At 62.2% G+C, this 17,676-nt stretch carries 21 protein-coding genes and 1 tRNA gene; 12 read left to right on the plus strand and 10 right to left on the minus strand.

Going from position 1 to position 17,676, the window contains the following annotated elements:
* The first annotated feature begins 43 nt into the window (after positions 1 to 43).
* Together QA635_RS30600 and hemN are read left to right on the plus strand one after the other, a co-directional pair.
* Positions 44 to 721 (plus strand): helix-turn-helix domain-containing protein, encoded by a 678-nt coding sequence (locus tag QA635_RS30600; RefSeq protein WP_283063271.1) that lies wholly within the window; start codon positions 44 to 46, stop codon positions 719 to 721.
* A gap of 55 nt (positions 722 to 776) precedes the next feature.
* Positions 777 to 2,129 (plus strand): oxygen-independent coproporphyrinogen III oxidase, encoded by a 1,353-nt coding sequence (gene hemN / locus QA635_RS30605; protein WP_283063273.1) that lies wholly within the window; start codon positions 777 to 779, stop codon positions 2,127 to 2,129.
* Positions 2,130 to 2,455: 326 nt separating this feature from the next.
* On the opposite strand, the gene QA635_RS30610 is transcribed toward hemN, so the two are convergent.
* On the minus strand, positions 2,456 to 2,917 hold the full coding sequence (locus QA635_RS30610) for a CBS domain-containing protein (RefSeq protein WP_283063274.1): 462 nt from the start codon (positions 2,915 to 2,917) through the stop codon (positions 2,456 to 2,458).
* Positions 2,918 to 3,306: 389 nt separating this feature from the next.
* On the opposite strand from QA635_RS30610, the gene QA635_RS30615 reads away from it, so the two are divergent.
* The 3 genes from QA635_RS30615 to QA635_RS30625 all read left to right on the plus strand — a co-directional run bounded on the left by QA635_RS30615 (position 3,307) and on the right by QA635_RS30625 (position 5,687).
* Positions 3,307 to 3,555, plus strand: coding sequence for a hypothetical protein (locus QA635_RS30615; RefSeq protein WP_283063277.1), 249 nt, complete (start codon positions 3,307 to 3,309; stop codon positions 3,553 to 3,555).
* A gap of 222 nt (positions 3,556 to 3,777) precedes the next feature.
* A complete protein-coding gene (locus QA635_RS30620) occupies positions 3,778 to 4,290 on the plus strand; it encodes a hypothetical protein (RefSeq protein WP_283063279.1) in 513 nt (170 codons plus the stop codon).
* Positions 4,287 to 5,687, plus strand: a complete 1,401-nt coding sequence (locus QA635_RS30625; RefSeq protein ID WP_283063281.1) for a DASS family sodium-coupled anion symporter — start codon at positions 4,287 to 4,289, stop codon at positions 5,685 to 5,687. The genes QA635_RS30620 and QA635_RS30625 overlap by 4 nt, the downstream gene beginning before the upstream one ends.
* Before the next feature lie 730 nt (positions 5,688 to 6,417).
* On the opposite strand, the gene QA635_RS30630 is transcribed toward QA635_RS30625, so the two are convergent.
* The gene (locus tag QA635_RS30630; protein ID WP_283071917.1) at positions 6,418 to 6,678 is read right to left on the minus strand and encodes a MarC family protein; all 261 of its coding nucleotides are present in this window, start codon (positions 6,676 to 6,678) and stop codon (positions 6,418 to 6,420) included.
* Between QA635_RS30630 and QA635_RS30635 the strand changes: the two genes are divergently transcribed.
* Positions 6,586 to 6,810 (plus strand): hypothetical protein, encoded by a 225-nt coding sequence (locus QA635_RS30635; RefSeq protein WP_283072186.1) that lies wholly within the window; start codon positions 6,586 to 6,588, stop codon positions 6,808 to 6,810. The genes QA635_RS30630 and QA635_RS30635 overlap by 93 nt on opposite strands.
* A gap of 600 nt (positions 6,811 to 7,410) precedes the next feature.
* On the opposite strand, the gene QA635_RS30640 is transcribed toward QA635_RS30635, so the two are convergent.
* Positions 7,411 to 7,485, minus strand: a tRNA-Gln gene (locus QA635_RS30640).
* A gap of 220 nt (positions 7,486 to 7,705) precedes the next feature.
* On the opposite strand from QA635_RS30640, the gene QA635_RS30645 reads away from it, so the two are divergent.
* Complete coding sequence (locus QA635_RS30645; protein ID WP_283063283.1) at positions 7,706 to 9,484, plus strand: acyl-CoA dehydrogenase family protein; 1,779 nt, start codon at positions 7,706 to 7,708, stop codon at positions 9,482 to 9,484.
* 550 nt (positions 9,485 to 10,034) lie between these two features.
* Here the strand turns inward: QA635_RS30645 and rpsU are convergent.
* Positions 10,035 to 10,340 (minus strand): 30S ribosomal protein S21, encoded by a 306-nt coding sequence (rpsU, locus tag QA635_RS30650; protein WP_075968627.1) that lies wholly within the window; start codon positions 10,338 to 10,340, stop codon positions 10,035 to 10,037.
* Positions 10,341 to 10,840: 500 nt separating this feature from the next.
* On the opposite strand from rpsU, the gene QA635_RS30655 reads away from it, so the two are divergent.
* The gene (locus tag QA635_RS30655) at positions 10,841 to 11,074 is read left to right on the plus strand and encodes a DUF6894 family protein (RefSeq protein ID WP_283063288.1); all 234 of its coding nucleotides are present in this window, start codon (positions 10,841 to 10,843) and stop codon (positions 11,072 to 11,074) included.
* 22 nt (positions 11,075 to 11,096) lie between these two features.
* Here QA635_RS30655 and QA635_RS30660 read toward each other — a convergent pair whose 3' ends face one another.
* The gene (locus QA635_RS30660) at positions 11,097 to 11,339 is read right to left on the minus strand and encodes a DUF6894 family protein (RefSeq protein ID WP_425249064.1); all 243 of its coding nucleotides are present in this window, start codon (positions 11,337 to 11,339) and stop codon (positions 11,097 to 11,099) included.
* An 89-nt stretch (positions 11,340 to 11,428) separates the two neighbouring features.
* On the opposite strand from QA635_RS30660, the gene QA635_RS30665 reads away from it, so the two are divergent.
* Complete coding sequence (locus QA635_RS30665) at positions 11,429 to 11,671, plus strand: hypothetical protein (protein WP_283063290.1); 243 nt, start codon at positions 11,429 to 11,431, stop codon at positions 11,669 to 11,671.
* 114 nt (positions 11,672 to 11,785) lie between these two features.
* Here the strand turns inward: QA635_RS30665 and QA635_RS30670 are convergent, their stop codons facing one another.
* From QA635_RS30670 to QA635_RS30680, 3 genes are all read right to left on the minus strand, one after another.
* Positions 11,786 to 12,043 carry a hypothetical protein gene (locus QA635_RS30670; protein WP_283063292.1) on the minus strand — a complete coding sequence of 86 codons (258 nt, stop codon included), beginning with the start codon at positions 12,041 to 12,043 and terminating at the stop codon, positions 11,786 to 11,788.
* Between the two features lie 104 nt (positions 12,044 to 12,147).
* Positions 12,148 to 12,357, minus strand: coding sequence for a cold-shock protein (locus QA635_RS30675; protein WP_028339489.1), 210 nt, complete (start codon positions 12,355 to 12,357; stop codon positions 12,148 to 12,150).
* A 291-nt stretch (positions 12,358 to 12,648) separates the two neighbouring features.
* Positions 12,649 to 13,641 (minus strand): LysR family transcriptional regulator, encoded by a 993-nt coding sequence (locus tag QA635_RS30680; RefSeq protein WP_283063295.1) that lies wholly within the window; start codon positions 13,639 to 13,641, stop codon positions 12,649 to 12,651.
* Positions 13,642 to 13,791: 150 nt separating this feature from the next.
* On the opposite strand from QA635_RS30680, the gene QA635_RS30685 reads away from it, so the two are divergent.
* On the plus strand, positions 13,792 to 14,178 hold the full coding sequence (locus tag QA635_RS30685) for a DUF1330 domain-containing protein (protein ID WP_283063297.1): 387 nt from the start codon (positions 13,792 to 13,794) through the stop codon (positions 14,176 to 14,178).
* Positions 14,179 to 14,222: 44 nt separating this feature from the next.
* On the opposite strand, the gene QA635_RS30690 is transcribed toward QA635_RS30685, so the two are convergent.
* Positions 14,223 to 15,293, minus strand: coding sequence for a lytic transglycosylase domain-containing protein (locus QA635_RS30690; RefSeq protein WP_283063298.1), 1,071 nt, complete (start codon positions 15,291 to 15,293; stop codon positions 14,223 to 14,225).
* A gap of 75 nt (positions 15,294 to 15,368) precedes the next feature.
* Positions 15,369 to 16,061 (minus strand): VOC family protein, encoded by a 693-nt coding sequence (locus QA635_RS30695; protein WP_283063299.1) that lies wholly within the window; start codon positions 16,059 to 16,061, stop codon positions 15,369 to 15,371.
* A 144-nt stretch (positions 16,062 to 16,205) separates the two neighbouring features.
* Here QA635_RS30695 and QA635_RS30700 point away from each other — a divergent pair, with 144 nt between their 5' ends.
* Both QA635_RS30700 and QA635_RS30705 read left to right on the plus strand, forming a co-directional pair.
* The gene (locus QA635_RS30700; protein ID WP_283063301.1) at positions 16,206 to 16,769 is read left to right on the plus strand and encodes a DinB family protein; all 564 of its coding nucleotides are present in this window, start codon (positions 16,206 to 16,208) and stop codon (positions 16,767 to 16,769) included.
* A gap of 108 nt (positions 16,770 to 16,877) precedes the next feature.
* Positions 16,878 to 17,606, plus strand: a complete 729-nt coding sequence (locus QA635_RS30705; protein WP_283063303.1) for an alpha/beta fold hydrolase — start codon at positions 16,878 to 16,880, stop codon at positions 17,604 to 17,606.
* Positions 17,607 to 17,676: the final 70 nt, after the last annotated feature.

Below are 17,676 nucleotides of genomic sequence, written 5' to 3' on the forward strand. Positions count from 1 at the left end.
ATCAATCTGGCTCCATCGATCTTCCCATCCATGGAGCGTCGCCATGCAGACCCAGAACGCCATTTCCCTCGAGAACAGCCGTCACCCGACCAGCATCCTCAGCCGGCAGGCGCGCGTTGAAGGGCCCTTCGGCATGATTGGGACACCGATGCGGTTCGCCCGCAACAGCGAAATTTACGGCGAGGACGAGGCCGCGGAATACCTCTATCAGGTCGTTTCCGGCGCGGTCCGAACCTACAAGATTCTGGAAGACGGACGTCGCCAGATCGGCGCATTCTATCTGCCCGGGGATATTTTCGGCTTCGAGGCCGGCGAAACCCATATCTCCTCGGCCGAGGCCGTCTCCGAGACGCGGGTCATCGTGGTCAAGCGCGACGCGCTCATGGTCCGTGCGACACACGAAAAGGATCTGGCACGCCAACTCTGGGATGCTACGGCCCAGGAACTGCGTCGCTTGCAGGAGCATCTGATGCTGCTGATCTGCAGCGCCGAAGATCGTGTCGTCGGCTTCCTCCACGATATGGCCCACCGCGCCGTCAAGAATGCGGCGATCGAGCTTCCGATGTCGCGGCAGGATATCGCCGACTATCTCGGGCTGACGATCGAAACGGTGTCACGCACCTTTACCCAGCTCGAGCAGAACGGCGTGATCTCCCTTCCGACCTCGCGTCGGGTGGAACTGCGCAACCGCGCGGTGTCGAACCGGATCATGGCGGCGTAAGCGAAGGGCGAGCCAGGCTCCGATAATTGGCCGCAAGTGAGAGGCAAGGAATAGGATGCGGTCGAATCTGGCGATCACCTATGGGCAGGACAAACTGCCGCGCTACACGAGCTACCCCACGGCTCCGCATTTTTCCGCGGCGGTCGGCGAGGCTGATTACCGGACATGGCTCAGGTCGATTCCAACTCGGCGGCCGACCTCGATCTACCTGCATGTTCCGTTTTGCCGGTCGATGTGCTGGTACTGCGGGTGCCACACCTCCATCACCAGGCGAGACGAACCGGTCGCCATTTACGCCGCCGGCCTTCGCACCGAAGCGCATCTCGTTGCCGACGCGGTCGGTGGGCGATTGCCCGTCTCCCACATCCATTTCGGTGGCGGCACCCCGACCATCATGACGCCCGAAACTTTTGCCGACCTCGTCAGCGCGCTCCGCTACTCGTTTTTCGTGCAGCCCGACGCCGAGATCGCCGTCGAGATCGATCCACGCACCCTGACCGAGCCGATGGCGGAAGCATTGGGCTACAGCGGCGTCAACCGCGCGAGCCTTGGCGTCCAGAGCTTCGATCCTGTCGTCCAGCACGCCATCAATCGGTCGCAGAGCCTTGAGCAGACCGCGGAAGCGGTCGAGCGGCTGCGCCGTGCCGGCGTCGGCCGCATCAACTTCGACCTACTCTACGGCCTGCCCGCTCAGACTGTCGCTTCCTGCCTGGATACCGTCGACACATGCGTCGCGCTGCGGCCCGACCGGTTTTCCGTGTTCGGATACGCCCATATTCCCTCCTTCAAGAAGCACCAGCGCATGATCGACGGGGCGTCGCTGCCGGATAGCCTCGAGCGGCATCGTCAGTCCGAGGCAGTCGCGCAAGCGCTGACCGACGCCGGATACATCCGCATCGGCCTCGACCATTTCGCGCTCCCCGACGACAATCTGACCATCGCAAAGCGCGAGGGGCGGCTGCGGCGTAACTTCCAGGGCTACACGGACGATTCTGCCGAGACCCTGATAGGCCTCGGCGCCAGCGCAATCGGCCGCATGCCGCAGGGCTTCGTGCAGAACGCAGTTGCGACACGCGACTATCTTGCACGCATTGCCGAGGACCGGCTTGCTACCGTCAAGGGCTACATGCTGACGGCGGAGGACCGTTTCCGAGCCGACATCATCGAGCGCATCATGTGCGACATGGCCGTCGATCTGCCGGGAATGTGCCGCCGGCACCGCTGGGATCCTGGTTCGGCCGTCGTTGATGGTTTCCGGCTCGACAGGCTGATCGCGGACGGCGCGGTGACGATGAGAGGTGACCGGCTCCTGATCAACGATGATGCGGAGTTCCTGGTCCGATGCGTCGCCTCGGCGTTCGACGCTCACCTTGGTCGCGCCACGGCCCGGCATAGCCGAGCGGTCTAGATGCGACCGACGGAACCCGGTCCGCACCGTCTACAGCAGTTTCGGATGTTGGCGGCTTCGTTTGCCGATCCAGGCCGCGATACTGTCGGCACCAGGAAACTGCAATATTCCCCAGAGGACGGGCGCAATCATCAGTGAAAGAGCACGAAGGTCGGCAGGACATCGGTGTTGACGGGGCCAAACATCAGGGTGGCGGCATGGGTGAGCGCGGCGCCCAAGGGAGGCGGAACCGGGTCGGGCCACGCCGGCTCCTTGCTGGCCAGCGCCGTGCCCGACTAGGAAGCGCGCAATCGCACACTTCACAGCTGGCCGCCGCAGCTTCCGCATCAATCGCCCTCGGATCGCGCAAGTATTCGCTCAAGCGCTGTGATCAGCTGCAGGCGGCCAACCATGCCGACGACCCGCGTATCCCGGAGAACGATGACTTGCGATATCTGGTGCTTGTCCATTTCGGCAACGATCTCGTCCACAGTCGCACATTCGTCGACGCAAACGGGCTTGCGACTCATCACAGCGTCAACGCTCAGGGCCCGGGTCCGCTCGCGGACCAGCCGCCCCTCCTCTCTACTCAGCAGCCATTCGAGCCAAAAGCCCTCTGGCCAATGCACGCCCAGTTCGCGACGGTGAAGGAAGTCGCCTTCGGAGATCACACCGACCAGCTCCCTTGAGCCATCGAGCACAGGCAAGCCGCGCTGGCCGGTTTCCAGCAATAAACGAACGGCGTCGAGCAATGGCGCGCCCGGCTTGATCGTCGCGAAAGACGTGCGCATGACTTCCAAAGCTAACATGGCACACTCCCCAGAGTTTCGTGTACGCGATGATTTGCCAGCATCGGTCAAAAACGACGGGCCGGGCTGACCTGGATCAATAGAGCCGTGCACTTTGAAGCCGCTGGTTTCGCTGCAGAACCATTCGGCGAGCTGTCAGCTCATATGGGAATCGTCGTCGAGGATGGGGACCCTAGGTCTGCGGCTCACAGGCATGCCGGAATGGCGGTAGAAGCTATCATGCTCGGTTTCGACCAGTCATGATGTGACCGGCTTCCCTCAACTTGTCGTCGCCGTACTCCGCTCGAAGGGCTTGCTTTCGGCGATAAACCTCGCGGCCATGCTACTCCACGTCGTTACTCCGCGGCTGCGCCAGTTGTACCGGCAGCAGCTCCCGTCGGTGTGGTGCTATGGCGTTGATCGGGTCGGTCTTGCCGTGCATCCCGCCGATCGCGCCGGCGGTTTGGGCTTCCACGTCGGAGGCCATCCTCGCGGGGAGCTTCGATAGTCCGAACGCGGTCGCAAATCCGATTGAAGAAAGTCCAGTTCTTTCAGACCTCCTCAAGCTCGGCCCACGGCAGAACACCCAGGCCAGCAGCCTCGTGTTGATCTATATCAATGTCCGCGGAGCGAGTGGCGGCGAACTGATTGTTCAATAGCGCTGACCAACTACGCGAAACGAGACGTCGATTTCGATAGACATTCTTTTTAAGCATCCTGCTCCGAGCGTATCGGGAGGCGATAGATAGATGTCTCTTTTCCCACGACTTTTCTGCGGGTGCTCGAGTGGGGTGTTCCGCCATCATAGCCTCAGGAGCGAAGCGCGCCGCGCCAAGAAAGGAGATGGCTGTCGGAGATCAACTCTTCTCCTCGTCGTGCTGATGGTTGCCGGAGTTGGCGCTGCTTCCCAAACCAAAGCTGATTCTGTCCCCGATGACTCCGAGTGGCACGAGTTCGGTGGAACGTGGACCGCGGCCGGCGGCCGGCAGGTCATCCGTCTCGGTGGCGATCGCCAGGCCTCGATTGCGGATTACAGCGGATCGCTGATGCTCCAGGGAACCTCGCGCCCTGCACTGGGATTCCGCGCCGAAGCCGTCGTGCTCAATGACAGCGCGACGGGCCTGATCGGGCGGGCTGTCTGGACGGACGACACAAACGACCACGTCTATAGCGAGCTACGCGGCGAAACGACCCCGGCAGGAAATCGCATCGTCGGGACCTTTGTGGGCGGCAGCGGTCGATACAAAGGCGCGACAGGTACCTACGAGTTTTCCTGGCGCTTTCTTCTGGAGACCGAAGATGGGATCGTGCAGGGCCAGTCGACGGAGCTCCGCGGCAAAGTTCGATTTGAGCCAACACGGAGCGGGCCCGGCGGAGGCACGTCTGTGCCATGACGCTCTCCCGCACAATCGTGAAGCAGGCGTTGCCTTTCGTACTGGCGGTCGGCATATGGCTGACACCCGTTCCCGCTGGATTGACCCCACCCGCCTGGCACCTGTTCGCCGTGTTTGCATCGGCCATCGCGTCTGTGCTGATCGGCTCTTTTCCGCTGCTCCCATCCGCTCTGCTCGCGGTCGCGGCGGTGGTCTTGACAGGCACGGTCTCGCCGGCAAAGGCCTTCGCCGGCTTTGCCAACCCCAGTGTGCTACTGGTCGTGATTGCCTTTCTGGTCGCGATCGCCGTGGTGAAGTCGGGCTTGGGACGGCGCATCAGCCTGGTCATGGTCAGTCTGTTCGGCCACTCGTCTCTCGGACTTGCCTACAGTATCGTTATAACGGACGCGCTCATTGCTCCGGGCTTTCCCAGCAACACGGCGCGAGGTGGAGTTCTATTCCCGATCGTACTGTCGGTCGCCAGCGGAGCCGGTTCTCGACCGGAGGAACCCGAGGGTCGTAAACTCGGCGGCTACCTCATGTTCTGCGGGATGGCCAGCCTGGCGGTTTCGTCAGCACTTTGGATGACCGCCACCTCGGCCAACCCGCTCGGGGTTCAGGTGGTAAAGGAATTCGGGGTAGCAATCGGCTTCGGCAAGTGGCTGATCGTTGCCGCAGTGCCTGCACTGACGGCACTTCTGCTGCTTCCGTGGATTGTTGCGCGCATTTTCCCGCCGGGGGTTGGCCGAACACCGGAGGCTCCTGTTGCGGCGCGCAGGGAGCTTGCGACGCTCGGTCCGCTCAAGCGAGACGAATGGATCACGGCCAGCATCTTTGCATTCATGATTCTAGGTTGGGTGTTTGCCGATCTGCTGCAGCTCAACGCGACCAGCGTGGCTTTCGCCGGCCTCGGAATGTTGCTCATGTCAAATGTCTTGGGATTGAAAGACGTTGCAGAACATGGAGAGGCGCTCGAGACGTTCCTGTGGCTTGCAGTGCTGTTTGCCCTGAGCGGGCAACTCAATGAGCTGGGGTTCATGGGATACGTCGGCCAACGGCTGGCGTCTTACATCGTCGGCTTTTCATGGCAACTGACGTACGTTGTACTCATCATACTTTACGTGTTCATTCACTACATGTTTGTCAGCCAAACTTCGCAGGTGTTGGCTTTGCTTGGCGTTTTCCTTGAAGTCGGCGTTCGCGGAGGTGTGCCCGCCCCCCTGATGTCGTTTGCTCTGTTATTCGCGAGCAGCTACTTCTCAGTCATCACCCCTCAGGGTGGCAGCCAGAACGTCATCTTCGTAAGTAGCGGCTACCTCACACAGTCGGAACTCTACCGGCTTGGTTTGCTCGTCACGCTGTTTTTCCTTGCGGCATTTCTGATAATTGGCACTCCATGGATCTTATTGGTCGCGTAACCAAGCGGGTACATCGACATATGTCATCGATCGGTTGCGGGCGCCATAAGCCAAGATTTCGGACGGCATGTTGGTCGGCTAATCTATCCGAACTCGTATAATGCACCGGCCCCGCGGCGGGCGCAGATTTTCTTGAAGCGTGCTTCATCCTACGTACTCGACCGGCGGATGTCTGCTGTGGATCATTCGCGACCGGTTTCAAAGTGGCTTCGCGATCTCCGCTTATTCTCCGGAAGCGGAGGTCGGACTGCTGGCGTTTTATTAGTACACGCCCTAACGACGGCTAGGACGCTGCTCTCCCGCTTGCGGGGAGGGCCGGGCGGGGAGTATCGCAGCGAATCCCATCGTGGAGCCAGCCCCCACCCGCCGCGCTTCGCCGCTGCGTTTTTTCGCAGGCCTTTTCGCATTATTATGGCCGGGCTGGTCCCGGCCTGACGAGCTGGTGGCCGCTTGATCCGCATATGCGATAGCCCTGATGCCAGGGAAGCGCGCGCCCCATCCAGCGATGGCCAAAAGCTGCAGACTTGTGTCCTGCTTCGTTGGCCCGGTCGAGTGATGCCTGAAGGAGGACAGCCTTGACTTCGATCAATGGTCTGGGTCGGGAACGACGTGCAATGGCCCGGTTTCGTTTGCGGTCATCCGGGTTATGGCGATTCCCGGCTTCAGTTCGATGCCTCACAGGCTTCTCCCGATGCTCGATTGGGTTTCGAGTTATCGGCGCGAATGGCCGCTACCCGACGCCCCTTGCAGGCGGAGCGTTGGGGAGTGATGGTGTCCGAGGGAATGGCACATCGTGCGCGACCGGAGGCGCGTGCAGCATCGACCAACCAGTCGCGGCAACAACCAGCCGGCCTCCGATCCGTAGGGCCGGCACGGTGATTCCAAAGAAGCGAAGAACATGACCTCCCACAAAAAGAGACATGAGAATGACCAACGCATAAACCGCAATGCGAAGAGCGATCCGGGCACGCTCGCGATCAGTGAGCCCAATCGTTCTATCGTGGACAATGAAGGCCAAGCCGTAAGGATTGATGATAGCAAGCAAAGCATCGAGGCCGAACAGGAAGTCGCCCAGCCAACGGGATGTCAGAAACTCTGTCACAAGCGGCTTTTGCGCTTATAAGCCGGCCGGAAGAAGAACCGGGCTACGAACAGCTTCACCGGAGTTGCTCTTGTGAAGACAGGTCAACGATCGTCGGCTCCCCGCAATCACGGCGGCATATTCGGTTTGGCAGTTGATCTAAATCAAGACGACGAAGAAGCTCATAACCGCGGAAGCCTGCTATGCGCGGCGGGACACAATCCTGAACGGGCTCAGCCCATAGTTCTCCTTCCGTCGTCCTCCGCTATTGTCCGATTTACCCGCCCCAATATTCAAGTCTACGACGTGCCACGTAGTCGACCTGTACCGGTGGGCCGGTGCGCGGTATTTCGTTGGTGTGAAGGCTGCAGAAACAAAGGCAAATGGCGCAGAGAGCGTCAGTCAACTTCCTTTTTTCGTAGCGCTCGCTGGGACGGCGCAGCGGCTCACCCCGGTTGACCGTCCGATTTCCTCGCCGCGATAACCTATTCTGCGTTGAGGATATGGCGACCTACCCCGCCGCCGCTTCGTTCCCTATTCGCTTGGGGTCACCGGATATGGACCGAAGCGGTCTGATTCTATTTCCAAACGGGCCGCAGGCTAAGCGACGATAGAATATTTTACACAATAAAATCAGTTACTTGGCTGGGGCGGGAGGGATCGAACCTCCGAATGGCGGAATCAAAATCCGCTGCCTTACCGCTTGGCTACGCCCCAACGCGCCGATCGAAGGCCACGTGGGTCTATAGGGTGAGTCCCGCCATTTCAACAGGGCCGCGATCGAAAAGGCACGAAAGCCGCAGGATGGTGACGGTACTCTTATTATGAGGCGACGCCGCGGTGGCCGAAACAGACCGTGCGATGTCCGTTCGGACTGTTGAGAGGCCGCCGGTTTCATGGGATGACAATTTGCAAACGCCTCGTCGGGAGTAACGCCATGACCTACCGTGCGCCAATCAACGATATCCTGCTGTCCCTCAATCACGGTGCGGGGCTCGCTGCCGCCGTGCAGGCCGGCCACTACGGCGATTTCGACGGCGACATCACCGCTGCGGTGCTGGAAGAAGCCGGCAAGTTCGCCTCCGATGTGCTGGCGCCGCTGAATCGTGTCGGCGACGAGCACGGCATCAAGCTCGACAACGGCAAGGTGACGACCGCGCCGGGCTGGCCCGACGCCTACCAGCGCTGGACCGCCGCGGGCTGGAACGCGGTGTCGGGGCCGGAGGCGTTCGGCGGCCAGGGCCTGCCGCTCGCGGTCAACGCCGCCTGCACCGAGATCTGGAGCGCGTCGAACGTCGCCTTCGGCCTCTGCCCGCTGCTGACGCTGTCGGCAATCGAGGCGCTCGATGCCCATGGCAGCGCCGAGCTGAAGAAGATCTATCTCGAGAAGCTGGTCACCGGCGCGTGGACCGGCACGATGCAGCTCACCGAGCCCAATGCCGGCTCCGACGTCGGCGCGCTGCGCACCCGCGCCGAACGCGCCCCCGACGGCACCTATCGCATCAAGGGCACCAAGATCTTCATCACCTATGGCGAGCACGACATGACCGACAACATCGTGCATTTCGTGCTTGCACGATTGCCCGATGCCCCCTCGGGCACCAAGGGAATCTCGCTATTCCTGGTTCCGAAATTCCTGGTCAATGCCGACGGCTCGCTCGGCGAGCGCAACGACATCCATGCCAGCGGCGTCGAGCACAAGCTCGGCATGCACGCCTCGCCGACCTGCACCATGACGATGGGCGATAAGGGGGGCGCGATCGGTTATCTGATCGGTGAGGAAAACCAGGGCATGCGCTGCATGTTTACGATGATGAACCAGGCCCGCCTCGGCGTCGGCCTCGAAGGCGTCGGCATTGCCGACCGCGCCTATCAGCAGGCGCTGGCCTATGCGCAGGAGCGCAGGCAAGGCAAGGCCATCGGCCACAAGAGCGACGGGATGGATCCGATCATCGTGCATCCCGACGTCAAGCGCATGCTGATGCAGATGCGCAGCATGACGGCGGCGGCGCGCACGATCTGCTACGCCACCGCGGTCGCGCTCGACGTTTCGGTGCGCGCCAAGGACGCCAAGGTGCGCGCCGAGGCCGCTGCCCGCGGCGCGCTGCTGACCCCGATCGCCAAGGCCTTCTCCACCGACATCGGCAACGAGGTCGCCTATCTCGGCGTGCAGATCCACGGCGGCATGGGCTTCATCGAGGAGACCGGCGCCGCGCAGCATTATCGCGACGCCCGCATCACCTCGATCTACGAGGGCACCAACGGCATCCAGTCGATCGACCTCGTCACCCGCAAGCTCGGCGCCAATGGCGGCGCCTCGGTCTGGGCGCTGCTGGACGAGCTCGCTGCCGTCATCAAGCAGGTCGAGACCTCCAACGATCCGGCGTTCGGCACCACGGGCGCCAAGCTGCGCGACGCGCACGCCGCGCTGGAGCGCACCAGCAAATGGCTGCTCGAGCGCCTCGCCTCGGCGCCGAACGAGGCACTGGCCGGCGCAACGCCCTATCTGCGGCTGTTCGCCGCAACGCTCGGCGGCTGCATGCTCGCCGGCGAGGCGCTGGCCGCCAAGGCGAACGGCGAAGCCGAGCCGCAGCGCTATGTCGCGCTGGCGCGCTTCTTCGCCGAGAACATCGCCGTGCAGGCGCCGTCGCTGGAAAAGACCGTGACCGAAAGCGCCGAGGCGGTGACTGGCGCGGATGCGGTGCTGGCGGGGTAGGATACTTTCCACCGTCATTGCGAGGTGGAAGGGCCCAAAGCGCTGTGCTCGCCAAAGGCCCTCCTCGCTCGTTTGATGCACACGACGTGCGGCATCACAACTGTCGTCCCTGCGAAAGCAGGGACCCACAACCACAGCCTTCCGTTGAAACGAGCTGTGGCTACAGCTTTGCAAACCATTCGGCGCTTGTGGTTATGGGTCCCGGGTCGCGCTCCGCTTGCCCGGGACGACATCGAGTTTACGTCTACCGCCAAATCACGTTTCGTCAGCGATCCGCGCGAAGCGCGCGAAACTCCTCGGGGCCGTCGAGCAAGTCACGCTTGCGCGCGGTCTGGTCGAACTGGCTGACGGAATGATCTGCCATTGCGTTAATGGCCGTGCCGGCCAGGTTCTGTGCACGTCGCCGTTGATCGTCCTGCCTCGATTGAACATCCCGATCCACGGCTCGCCGACGACAGATCTCATCGGAGATGCGTTCCTGGAGGCATCCGTTGCCTCGATAAGATCGCCGCGTCATCCTGCACGATCCTTCCAGCAGGATCGGTACGGGCTAAGTCTCCCGTGTGCCGCCTGCTTGCTGTGGCGATTGTGGTGATTGCCTTGGCGCCGAAGGTTTGGACGCCGGGAATTTGGGTTTCCGCGGAGGCGCCGCGATCAATCCATCCCGTATCGCCTGCTTGCGGGCAAGCTTGCGGGCTCGCCGCACGGCCTCGGATTTCTCTCGAGCCCTTTTTTCCGATGGCTTTTCGAACGATCTGCGGCGCTTCATTTCTCTAAAGACGCCTTCGCGCTGCAGCCTCTTCTTTAGAACTCGAAGCGCCTGGTCGATGTTGTTGTCCCTGACAAGAACTTGCAACGGATCACCTCTCTCGCGGTACAACGCACATTGAATGAACAAGACGAGAGCCCGCTCTATCAGTGACAGAGCGGGCCGCACTGCCATTCCAGTACATCCGTGGAACGGCAGCCGACCGACAACGTCGCGGAAGCTTCAGCCGCGGTGCTACAAGCACGCGTCCTCGCTTTCATCCGACGATGTCTTTGGAAAAAGGTCCTGCGGGACCGATCTACAAGGCTCAAGGCCAGTCGATCTACCACAGTTATGCACTTATCTCAGCTATGCAAGACGCAATCGCAGATCGCGAGAATTATATCCGACGGTTCAGCCACGGCGAGATCATGGCTGAACGGCGATGGCGGCTTGACCGCGAACGCGAAAAGCGGTTCCCCAAAAATCTCCATCGTTGCCGAGTAGCAAATTCGCTCCAACAGGCGCAGAGTACGGCGCTGCCGGACGACTGTTGAGCGCCGGCACCTGAGAGCCTGGGCAGCTCCCGCCACCAAAGGGAGCCGAAGATGGCAACCCGCTTCTATTTCGATATCCGCAACGGCGAGCAACTCCATGCCGACAAACAGGGCATCGAGCTACGCGACGAGGAAACTGCCGCGCACGAAGCGATGCAGTCATTGCTCAGCATAGCCAAGGAGAGCCTGCCTTTGGACAAACACAGGCTGCTGGCGTTTGAGGTCCGGACGGACGAAGGGCCACTGTTTCAGGTCAGTCTCAGTCTGGGTATCACAAGGTGCTAGCTGCCGCGCTGCGCAGCCAAACTCAAGAATCCAGCCGGCAACTGCGCCAAGCGATGGCCACCTCAAGCACGGGCCCGTCGCCGTCCCGGACCTCGATGGCAATCTGATGGAAATTGTGACCGCGAAAGGAATCCCGAATTACGTCGGCCAAGGCGCGCGCAGCCTCCTCCTGAACCGCACCGAAGCTGGACATCTCCATGCCCTCTTCGTCGATCGCCAGGCCGCCGCCATCGCGAAGATCGAAATAATAGCGCGTCATCGCCATGGTAATTTGCCCCGGCTCTCGATTGTTCCTGCGAAGCCCGGGGAATGTGGCCGGTGAGGACAGAGGCGCGCGAGCCGTCCAGGTGAGTCATGACCGCAAAAGCAAGAGAGTTCCTTGATTTCTGGATTGAAAACAGCATCCACGCTGCCGAGCAATATGGAACGCCGGGTGCCTCGCAGGACGTTGCCGAGTTGGCGCGCCGGTGCGTCGAGATGGCGAGACAGCAAGGCCTGACGGAACAGGATCTGCGTGATGCGGCCGGCGATATCACTGACTACATCAGGATCAGACTGAAGGCGGCGAACAGGAAGGAAGCCGATCGTCCCAAATAGTTCGGGCAACGGCCAGGCTTCGCGACGTGAACGTAGCGGCCGACGCCGCGTAAGAACAGGTCCGCTTCAGCAACGTATCAGCAACGGACTCGGAGACGTGCGTGATTGCGCGGCTTAGCGCACGATGCGCTTGACCCGTTTGGTTCTCTTGGCAGCCACAGTTACCGCGCCTGCGGGTGCAGAGCCAGCCTGCGCGGCCGCCTCGGCGTCACGCGCTTCACGGAGAGCCCGCAGACGCACCATGTTCTTGCGCACGGCGATCGCATCGCGCTCGACTTCAGCGATTGCCTGCGCACCGGCCTCTGCGGCAAGCCGCTGGCGTTGGGCCTTGGCCAGGCGCTCGGCAGAGAGTTCTTCCGGCTTCTTGGCCATGAGCGAATGAGCCCTTTGAAAAGCAGCGGGACCCGCTCAACCCATCAGAGGATCGAGCGGGCCGCGGCTGTCATCCCAGTACATCCGTGGAATGACAGATCGATTCAAGCCAGCCGAAGATCTTCGGCGCTGGTCTTGCCACGCATCTTGTCGACCTTGAGTTCGAACGACAGCTTCTGGCCCTCGGCGAGACCGCCAAGTCCGGCCCGCTCGACAGCGCTGATGTGAACGAACACGTCATTCGTGCCATCATCGGGCTGAATGAAACCGAAGCCCTTCTGGCCGTTGAACCACTTCACAGTACCTGTAGGCATTTGTCTTCTCCAAAGCGGACGCACGTGAATTCGCGCTTGGTTCCGCATCATCCTTCAACCGACGATGTTCTTTGGAAAAGGGCCGCTTTGACCATTCAACAAGGCACAACGGCAAATCGAACGCCGCAAGCATACACACTTAATCCGCTAGGGCAAGCTCGGAAGCGCCGTCGATCGGGGCGAGCGGAGCTTCACCGAGCTGCCGTTCCGATAAACCGAACCATGTTTCGCGTAAGGGCTTGCGCCGCCGCGCAACTCGGTGATCGGTGACGCGGACGCAAATCGCGATATTCAACCGCCCGAACTTTTCGCCTTGCGTGGAACTCGCCTGGCGCGCGTCCGAACACTTGCTTTTGCCGCTGCCGGCTCCGTCGGGCGCGTGATCGGAAACGTCTCCCGCATATGCGCTGCCAGCATTGCACAGTAGTCAGTCGCGAAACGAGGCAACGGACGCCGCTTGTCCCATGAGATGGTCAGCGGCTCCTGCAACACGCGGCGCCTGTGCGTGAGACCGACAATCCTTAATTCGTAGCGCCAGCACTGAAGCTGGGAGGGAACGATCGCGACGCCGTGCCCCGCCTCGGCCAGTGCCAGCAAGGTGTGCGGACTGCGACTCTCTAACATGACCTTCGGTTTCAGGCCCGCCATACGGCTTGCCGCATCGAAAGCACGGCGAAATCCGAACCCGCTGTCCAGCAGCAGCAACGGAAGCTCGGCGAGGTCAGCGATCTCGATTGTGCGACGGGGACCAAGTGGCATCGACGGATGGCAAGCAGCCAGTAACTGCACGGATCCAAGCGGAAGGCTGCCGAAGTGCTGTTCGTTCAGTCTGACGGCGTGCAGCAAATTTTGGCCGAGATGAACTTCGCCGCGTTCAAGCATCGCCAATATTTCGCTGCCCGTACCCTCCCTGATCCTGATCTCGACCCTGGGATATCGCTCCGCGTACCGGTGCAGAAATTTCGACAGCACGCTTTCGATGTGTTGCGGCGAGCCGGCGATCCTTAGGACCCCGGTATCTCCCTGGCGAAGCAGCTGAGCCTGCTCCTTCAAGGAATTGACGCTGTTAAGCAGCAGACGGCAGCCCGCAATCAACTGTTCGCCCTCACCGGTCAATAGAAGTCGGCGCCCGACGCGATCGAAGAGCTGCAAGCCGAGCTCCCGTTCGAGACCGATGATTTGCCTGGACAGGGCGGGTTGGGCGACACGCAACCGCAAAGCGGCCTTTGAGACCGTGCCGAGCTCGGCCACCGTCAAGAACGTGAGGGCCTGTTGAAAATTCATGCCCGCTTATACCATTCGAGCATAAGGTTCGAGAAAATATATGTATTGGACGTATTTCGAAGCCTCGTGGAGAGTCCTGCCAGGCTTGCGGCTTGCGGCTTGCGGCACCGGCACGGCATCGGAGGAGCTCCCATGAATTTTGGAGGCAAGATGGCTCTGGTCATGTTGAGTTGCACCGCTATCGGCGCTCTTGGCACCGAAGCGCTGCATGGCGAAGCCAGGCCGCCCGCCTATCTGATCGGCCAAATCGAGGTCACCGATCCTGATGGTTACGCCAGGGAATATCTCCCGAAGGCGAAGGAGATCATCAAGGCGCATGGCGGCAAGCTGATTGCGGCTGCCGGCGCGGCCGCAACCGGTTCACAGGTCGTTGCCGTCGATGGAGATCCACCCAAGCGCGTCGTCGTCTACATGTATCCGAGCATGGAGGCGCTTTGGGCCTGGCGACACGATCCGGCCTACGTGCAAGTTCGGGCGGTCGGCGAGAAATACGCCAGGTACCACACATTTGCGGTCGAGGGCTCTGCCGCCAATTAGCCCTCATCCCGCCGTCGGTCACGGCGACCTCCAACGTGCGCCACCTAGTTCCGAAACACCAGACAGCGGCCGCCGACTGCCTCCAACCGGGCGCACAGCTGGTTAGCTCGCTCACGGGTCGTCTCGGCGACCCGGAGCAGATACCAGGTGGCCGAACCTGGCCCGGCCATGCGCGATCTCAGAACGAGCGGCGCGCGATCGCCGAGCACGGACGCAAATCGTCTCTGAAGTTGCTGGTAGTCGGCGAGTACCCGCGATTGCGACGGGCCGCCGGCCAATTGAAGTCCCCATGGTCCCCACGCAGCTTGCTGCGCGATTGTCACGGACTCTCTTGGGCCCGCGGGAAGCGCCCGAACGAGCATGCCGCGCACGATGTCACCGCAGGCCATAGCCGCGTCGGTGTGGACCCGATCCTCAAGCGAACCCTGCGCCCATTCCTCGGCGGACTTGCCGGTGATGATCCTGACATAGGCGCGCGTTTCGCCCGGCAGGTTTCCACGTCCCGCCAACCAATCCTGGACCCGCCGCGGACCACCATTATAGGCAGCCGCCGCAAGGCCGAGATTGCCGAACTGCGCGCGCAGCTCGCGGAGCCAGCGCGCGGATTCCTGCAAGGCAGGCAATGGCTCGAACGGGTCGGCCAGACCGCGCCACCGCGCAGTACCGGGCATGAACTGGGCGATCCCCTGGGCACCGGCCGAACTGACCGAGTTGGGATCGAAATTGCTTTCCTGCCAGATCAGCCGGACGAAGAAATCCGGCGGCAAGCCGTTCTCTAACGCAGCCTCCTCCAACGCCTTGCAGTACTGCTGCGGCCCATCGGGCTTTGGACGCAAAGGTGTCGGCGCCGGCGACGGAACGGATGACGATTGCTGATCGGACGCCGACCGATCGGCCTCAGCGTTGCGCACTCCGGCGTTGCTATCCGGACGAGACGTTTCCGTTTGCGATGTTTCTGCCTGCGCCGGCTCTGCGCGCTGCGCGGAGGGCGTTACCGCTGGATTGCCGGGAGGTTGGGCGCTTGCGACGGGGACAAACAGCAGCAGGCAAGCCGAGCCGATAACCGCTCGTGGAATCGATCGATGAACCCGCCGCGGCCCGAAAATCGACTGCATAAAGCGATCATCAAATTGGATGCATTCGCAGAATCATATCATCGGCGCCGCCCGGGCGGCCAGAAAATTTGCTGCCTAGCGGTTGGACAGGCTTCCAACGATCGATGCGCGGCGGGACAGTTCGATCCAGTTGCCATCGGGATCGAGGATCATGGAGATCCGTGCGACCTCGCCGAGCGTCACCGGCCCAAGGCCTTCCCGCACGCCCTTGGCGCGCAACTCGTCATGCACGGCGTCGATGTCGGCGACCTGCAGCGTGATGTAGCGCCAGCCGCGCGCGCCCCGAACCGGATCGACGGTTGCGGCGCGATCTTCCCTGAGCAGGATCAGACTGTCGCCGAGGCGAAACGCCGGACCATCAGACCAGGACTGCTCGGCGAAGCCGAGAATGTCGCCGTAGAATTTGCGATGCGCGGCGAGGTCGCGCACCGCCATCACGACGCCGATCTGGGCGATGCCGTCATGTCCGGGCGCAACCAGGCAAACGCTGTTGCCGTCGGGGTCGGCCATGCGTTGCGGTGCGTCGACGCCCGCGCGCGCAATGATCAGTTCGCGATAGCCGCTCGGCGCCGCATCCGGCAGCGGCTCGACATGATGGTTGAGCTTGATGACCGAACCGTGCGCGTCGTGCCGGTACTGCTTCTGCCCGCGGCGGATCGGCTGCACGTGATCGAAGCGAAGTCCGGCCTCCTGCTGCCAGAACCGCAGCATCGGCTCGAGATTGTTGGTGGAAAGGCCGACGTCGATCACGTTCTTTGCCAGTTGCATCTGCTCCCGCCTTCGGATGAAGTGCACCACGATGGATTAGCTATGCGAGGATCAAGTCACCAACGCAAGCACCACGATCACTGTCGCAGGTCGGCCGGCTGGCCGGTGCACCTGCCTGAAACAGTCAATCCAGTGAGGACCGATATGCAAGCAGGCCTCGTTCAGACCTTTCGCGCTTTTGCGTACAATAATGCCTGGGCCAATCACCGCCTGCTCACGGCCTGCGCCGGTCTCAGCCAGGCGGAGTTCGCCGCCGCGCGGACCGGGTTCTTCCCGAGCCTGCAGGCGACGCTGAACCACATTCATGTCATCGATCTCTTCTACATTGATGCGCTCGAGGGCGGCTGGCTGGGGCCGAAGGCGTGGGCCAACGAGGTGCCCTACCCGTCAGTCGCCGCGCTGAAAGACGCCCAGCGCGCGATCGATCAGCGGCTGATCGTCCACTGCGATGCGCTGATGGCGGAGGGGCTCGATGATGTGGTGAAGATCAATCGCGACACGAGCGTGCAGACCGAGCGGCGCGACCGCCTGCTGATGCATCTGTTCCAGCACCAGATCCATCATCGCGGCCAGGCCCATGCGATGCTCTCGGAGACCACGGTGAAACCGCCGCAGCTCGACGAATTCTTCGCCGCCGGCGAAGCCCCGCTCCGGGCAGCCGAGTTCAGGGATCTCGGCTGGAGCGAAGCCACCGTGTGGGGCGGCTGAAGGCGAGGTTCCGCCCGCCATCGGCGATGCGGTTCCTGATCCGGAACGAGGTCTTGAAACCCGGCGCCTCCACGCTCACCTCTGGTAAAACGTGGGGAACTCTATCCGATGCCATTCGCCAATCACCGGGGCCAGCGTATCCATTACACCGTCGAGGGATCCGGGCCGCTGATCGTGCTGCAGCACGGTCTCTTGCTCGACGCCGCGAGCTGGAAGCAATGCGGCGTGGTCGACGCGCTTGCCGATCGCTTTCGTGTCGTCTGCGTCGATTCGCTCGGACATGGCCTGAGCGACAAGCCCGCCGATCCGGCGCTCTATAATCAGGCGCAGCGCGCCGGCGACATCGTCGCCGTGATCGACGATCTCGGCAACGAGCGCGCCCATGTGGTGGGACACTCGATGGGCGGCTGGGTCGCGGTCGGTGTCGCCCGGTTTTTCCCGACACGGCTGGCGTCGCTGGCGATCGGCGGCTGGGACTTTCTCACCGGACTGCCGCGCGGTAATGCCGGCCCGCTGACCTACGGCGCCTTCATCACCTTTGCCCGCCGCACCGTGCCGGAGCTCGCCGAATGGGTGACGCCGGAGATCGAAGGCGGAGTGCGTGCCTGCTTCAATGCGCTCGGCCAGGTCGATGGCGCAAAGGACGCGGTGCTGTCCTCGCGCGTGCCGGTGCTGCTGTGGAACGGACAGGACGACGGACCGCATGCGCCGATGCAGCGCTTCGCCGCGGAAAACGGCCTCGCTGCGATGTCGGTGCCCGGCGATCACCTCGGCGCGCTATTTCAGCACGGCGCCGCGATCGGCCGGGGTATCGGCTCGTTCGTCGGTCGCGGTTAGAGCGCTTAGGCAGAACAGCGCCCCCGACTCCGCTGTGGCTCCCTCTCCCCGCACGCGGGGCGAGGTGAAG

It is taken from the genome of Bradyrhizobium brasilense (assembly GCF_029714345.1).
Lineage (GTDB): Bacteria > Pseudomonadota > Alphaproteobacteria > Rhizobiales > Xanthobacteraceae > Bradyrhizobium > Bradyrhizobium australafricanum.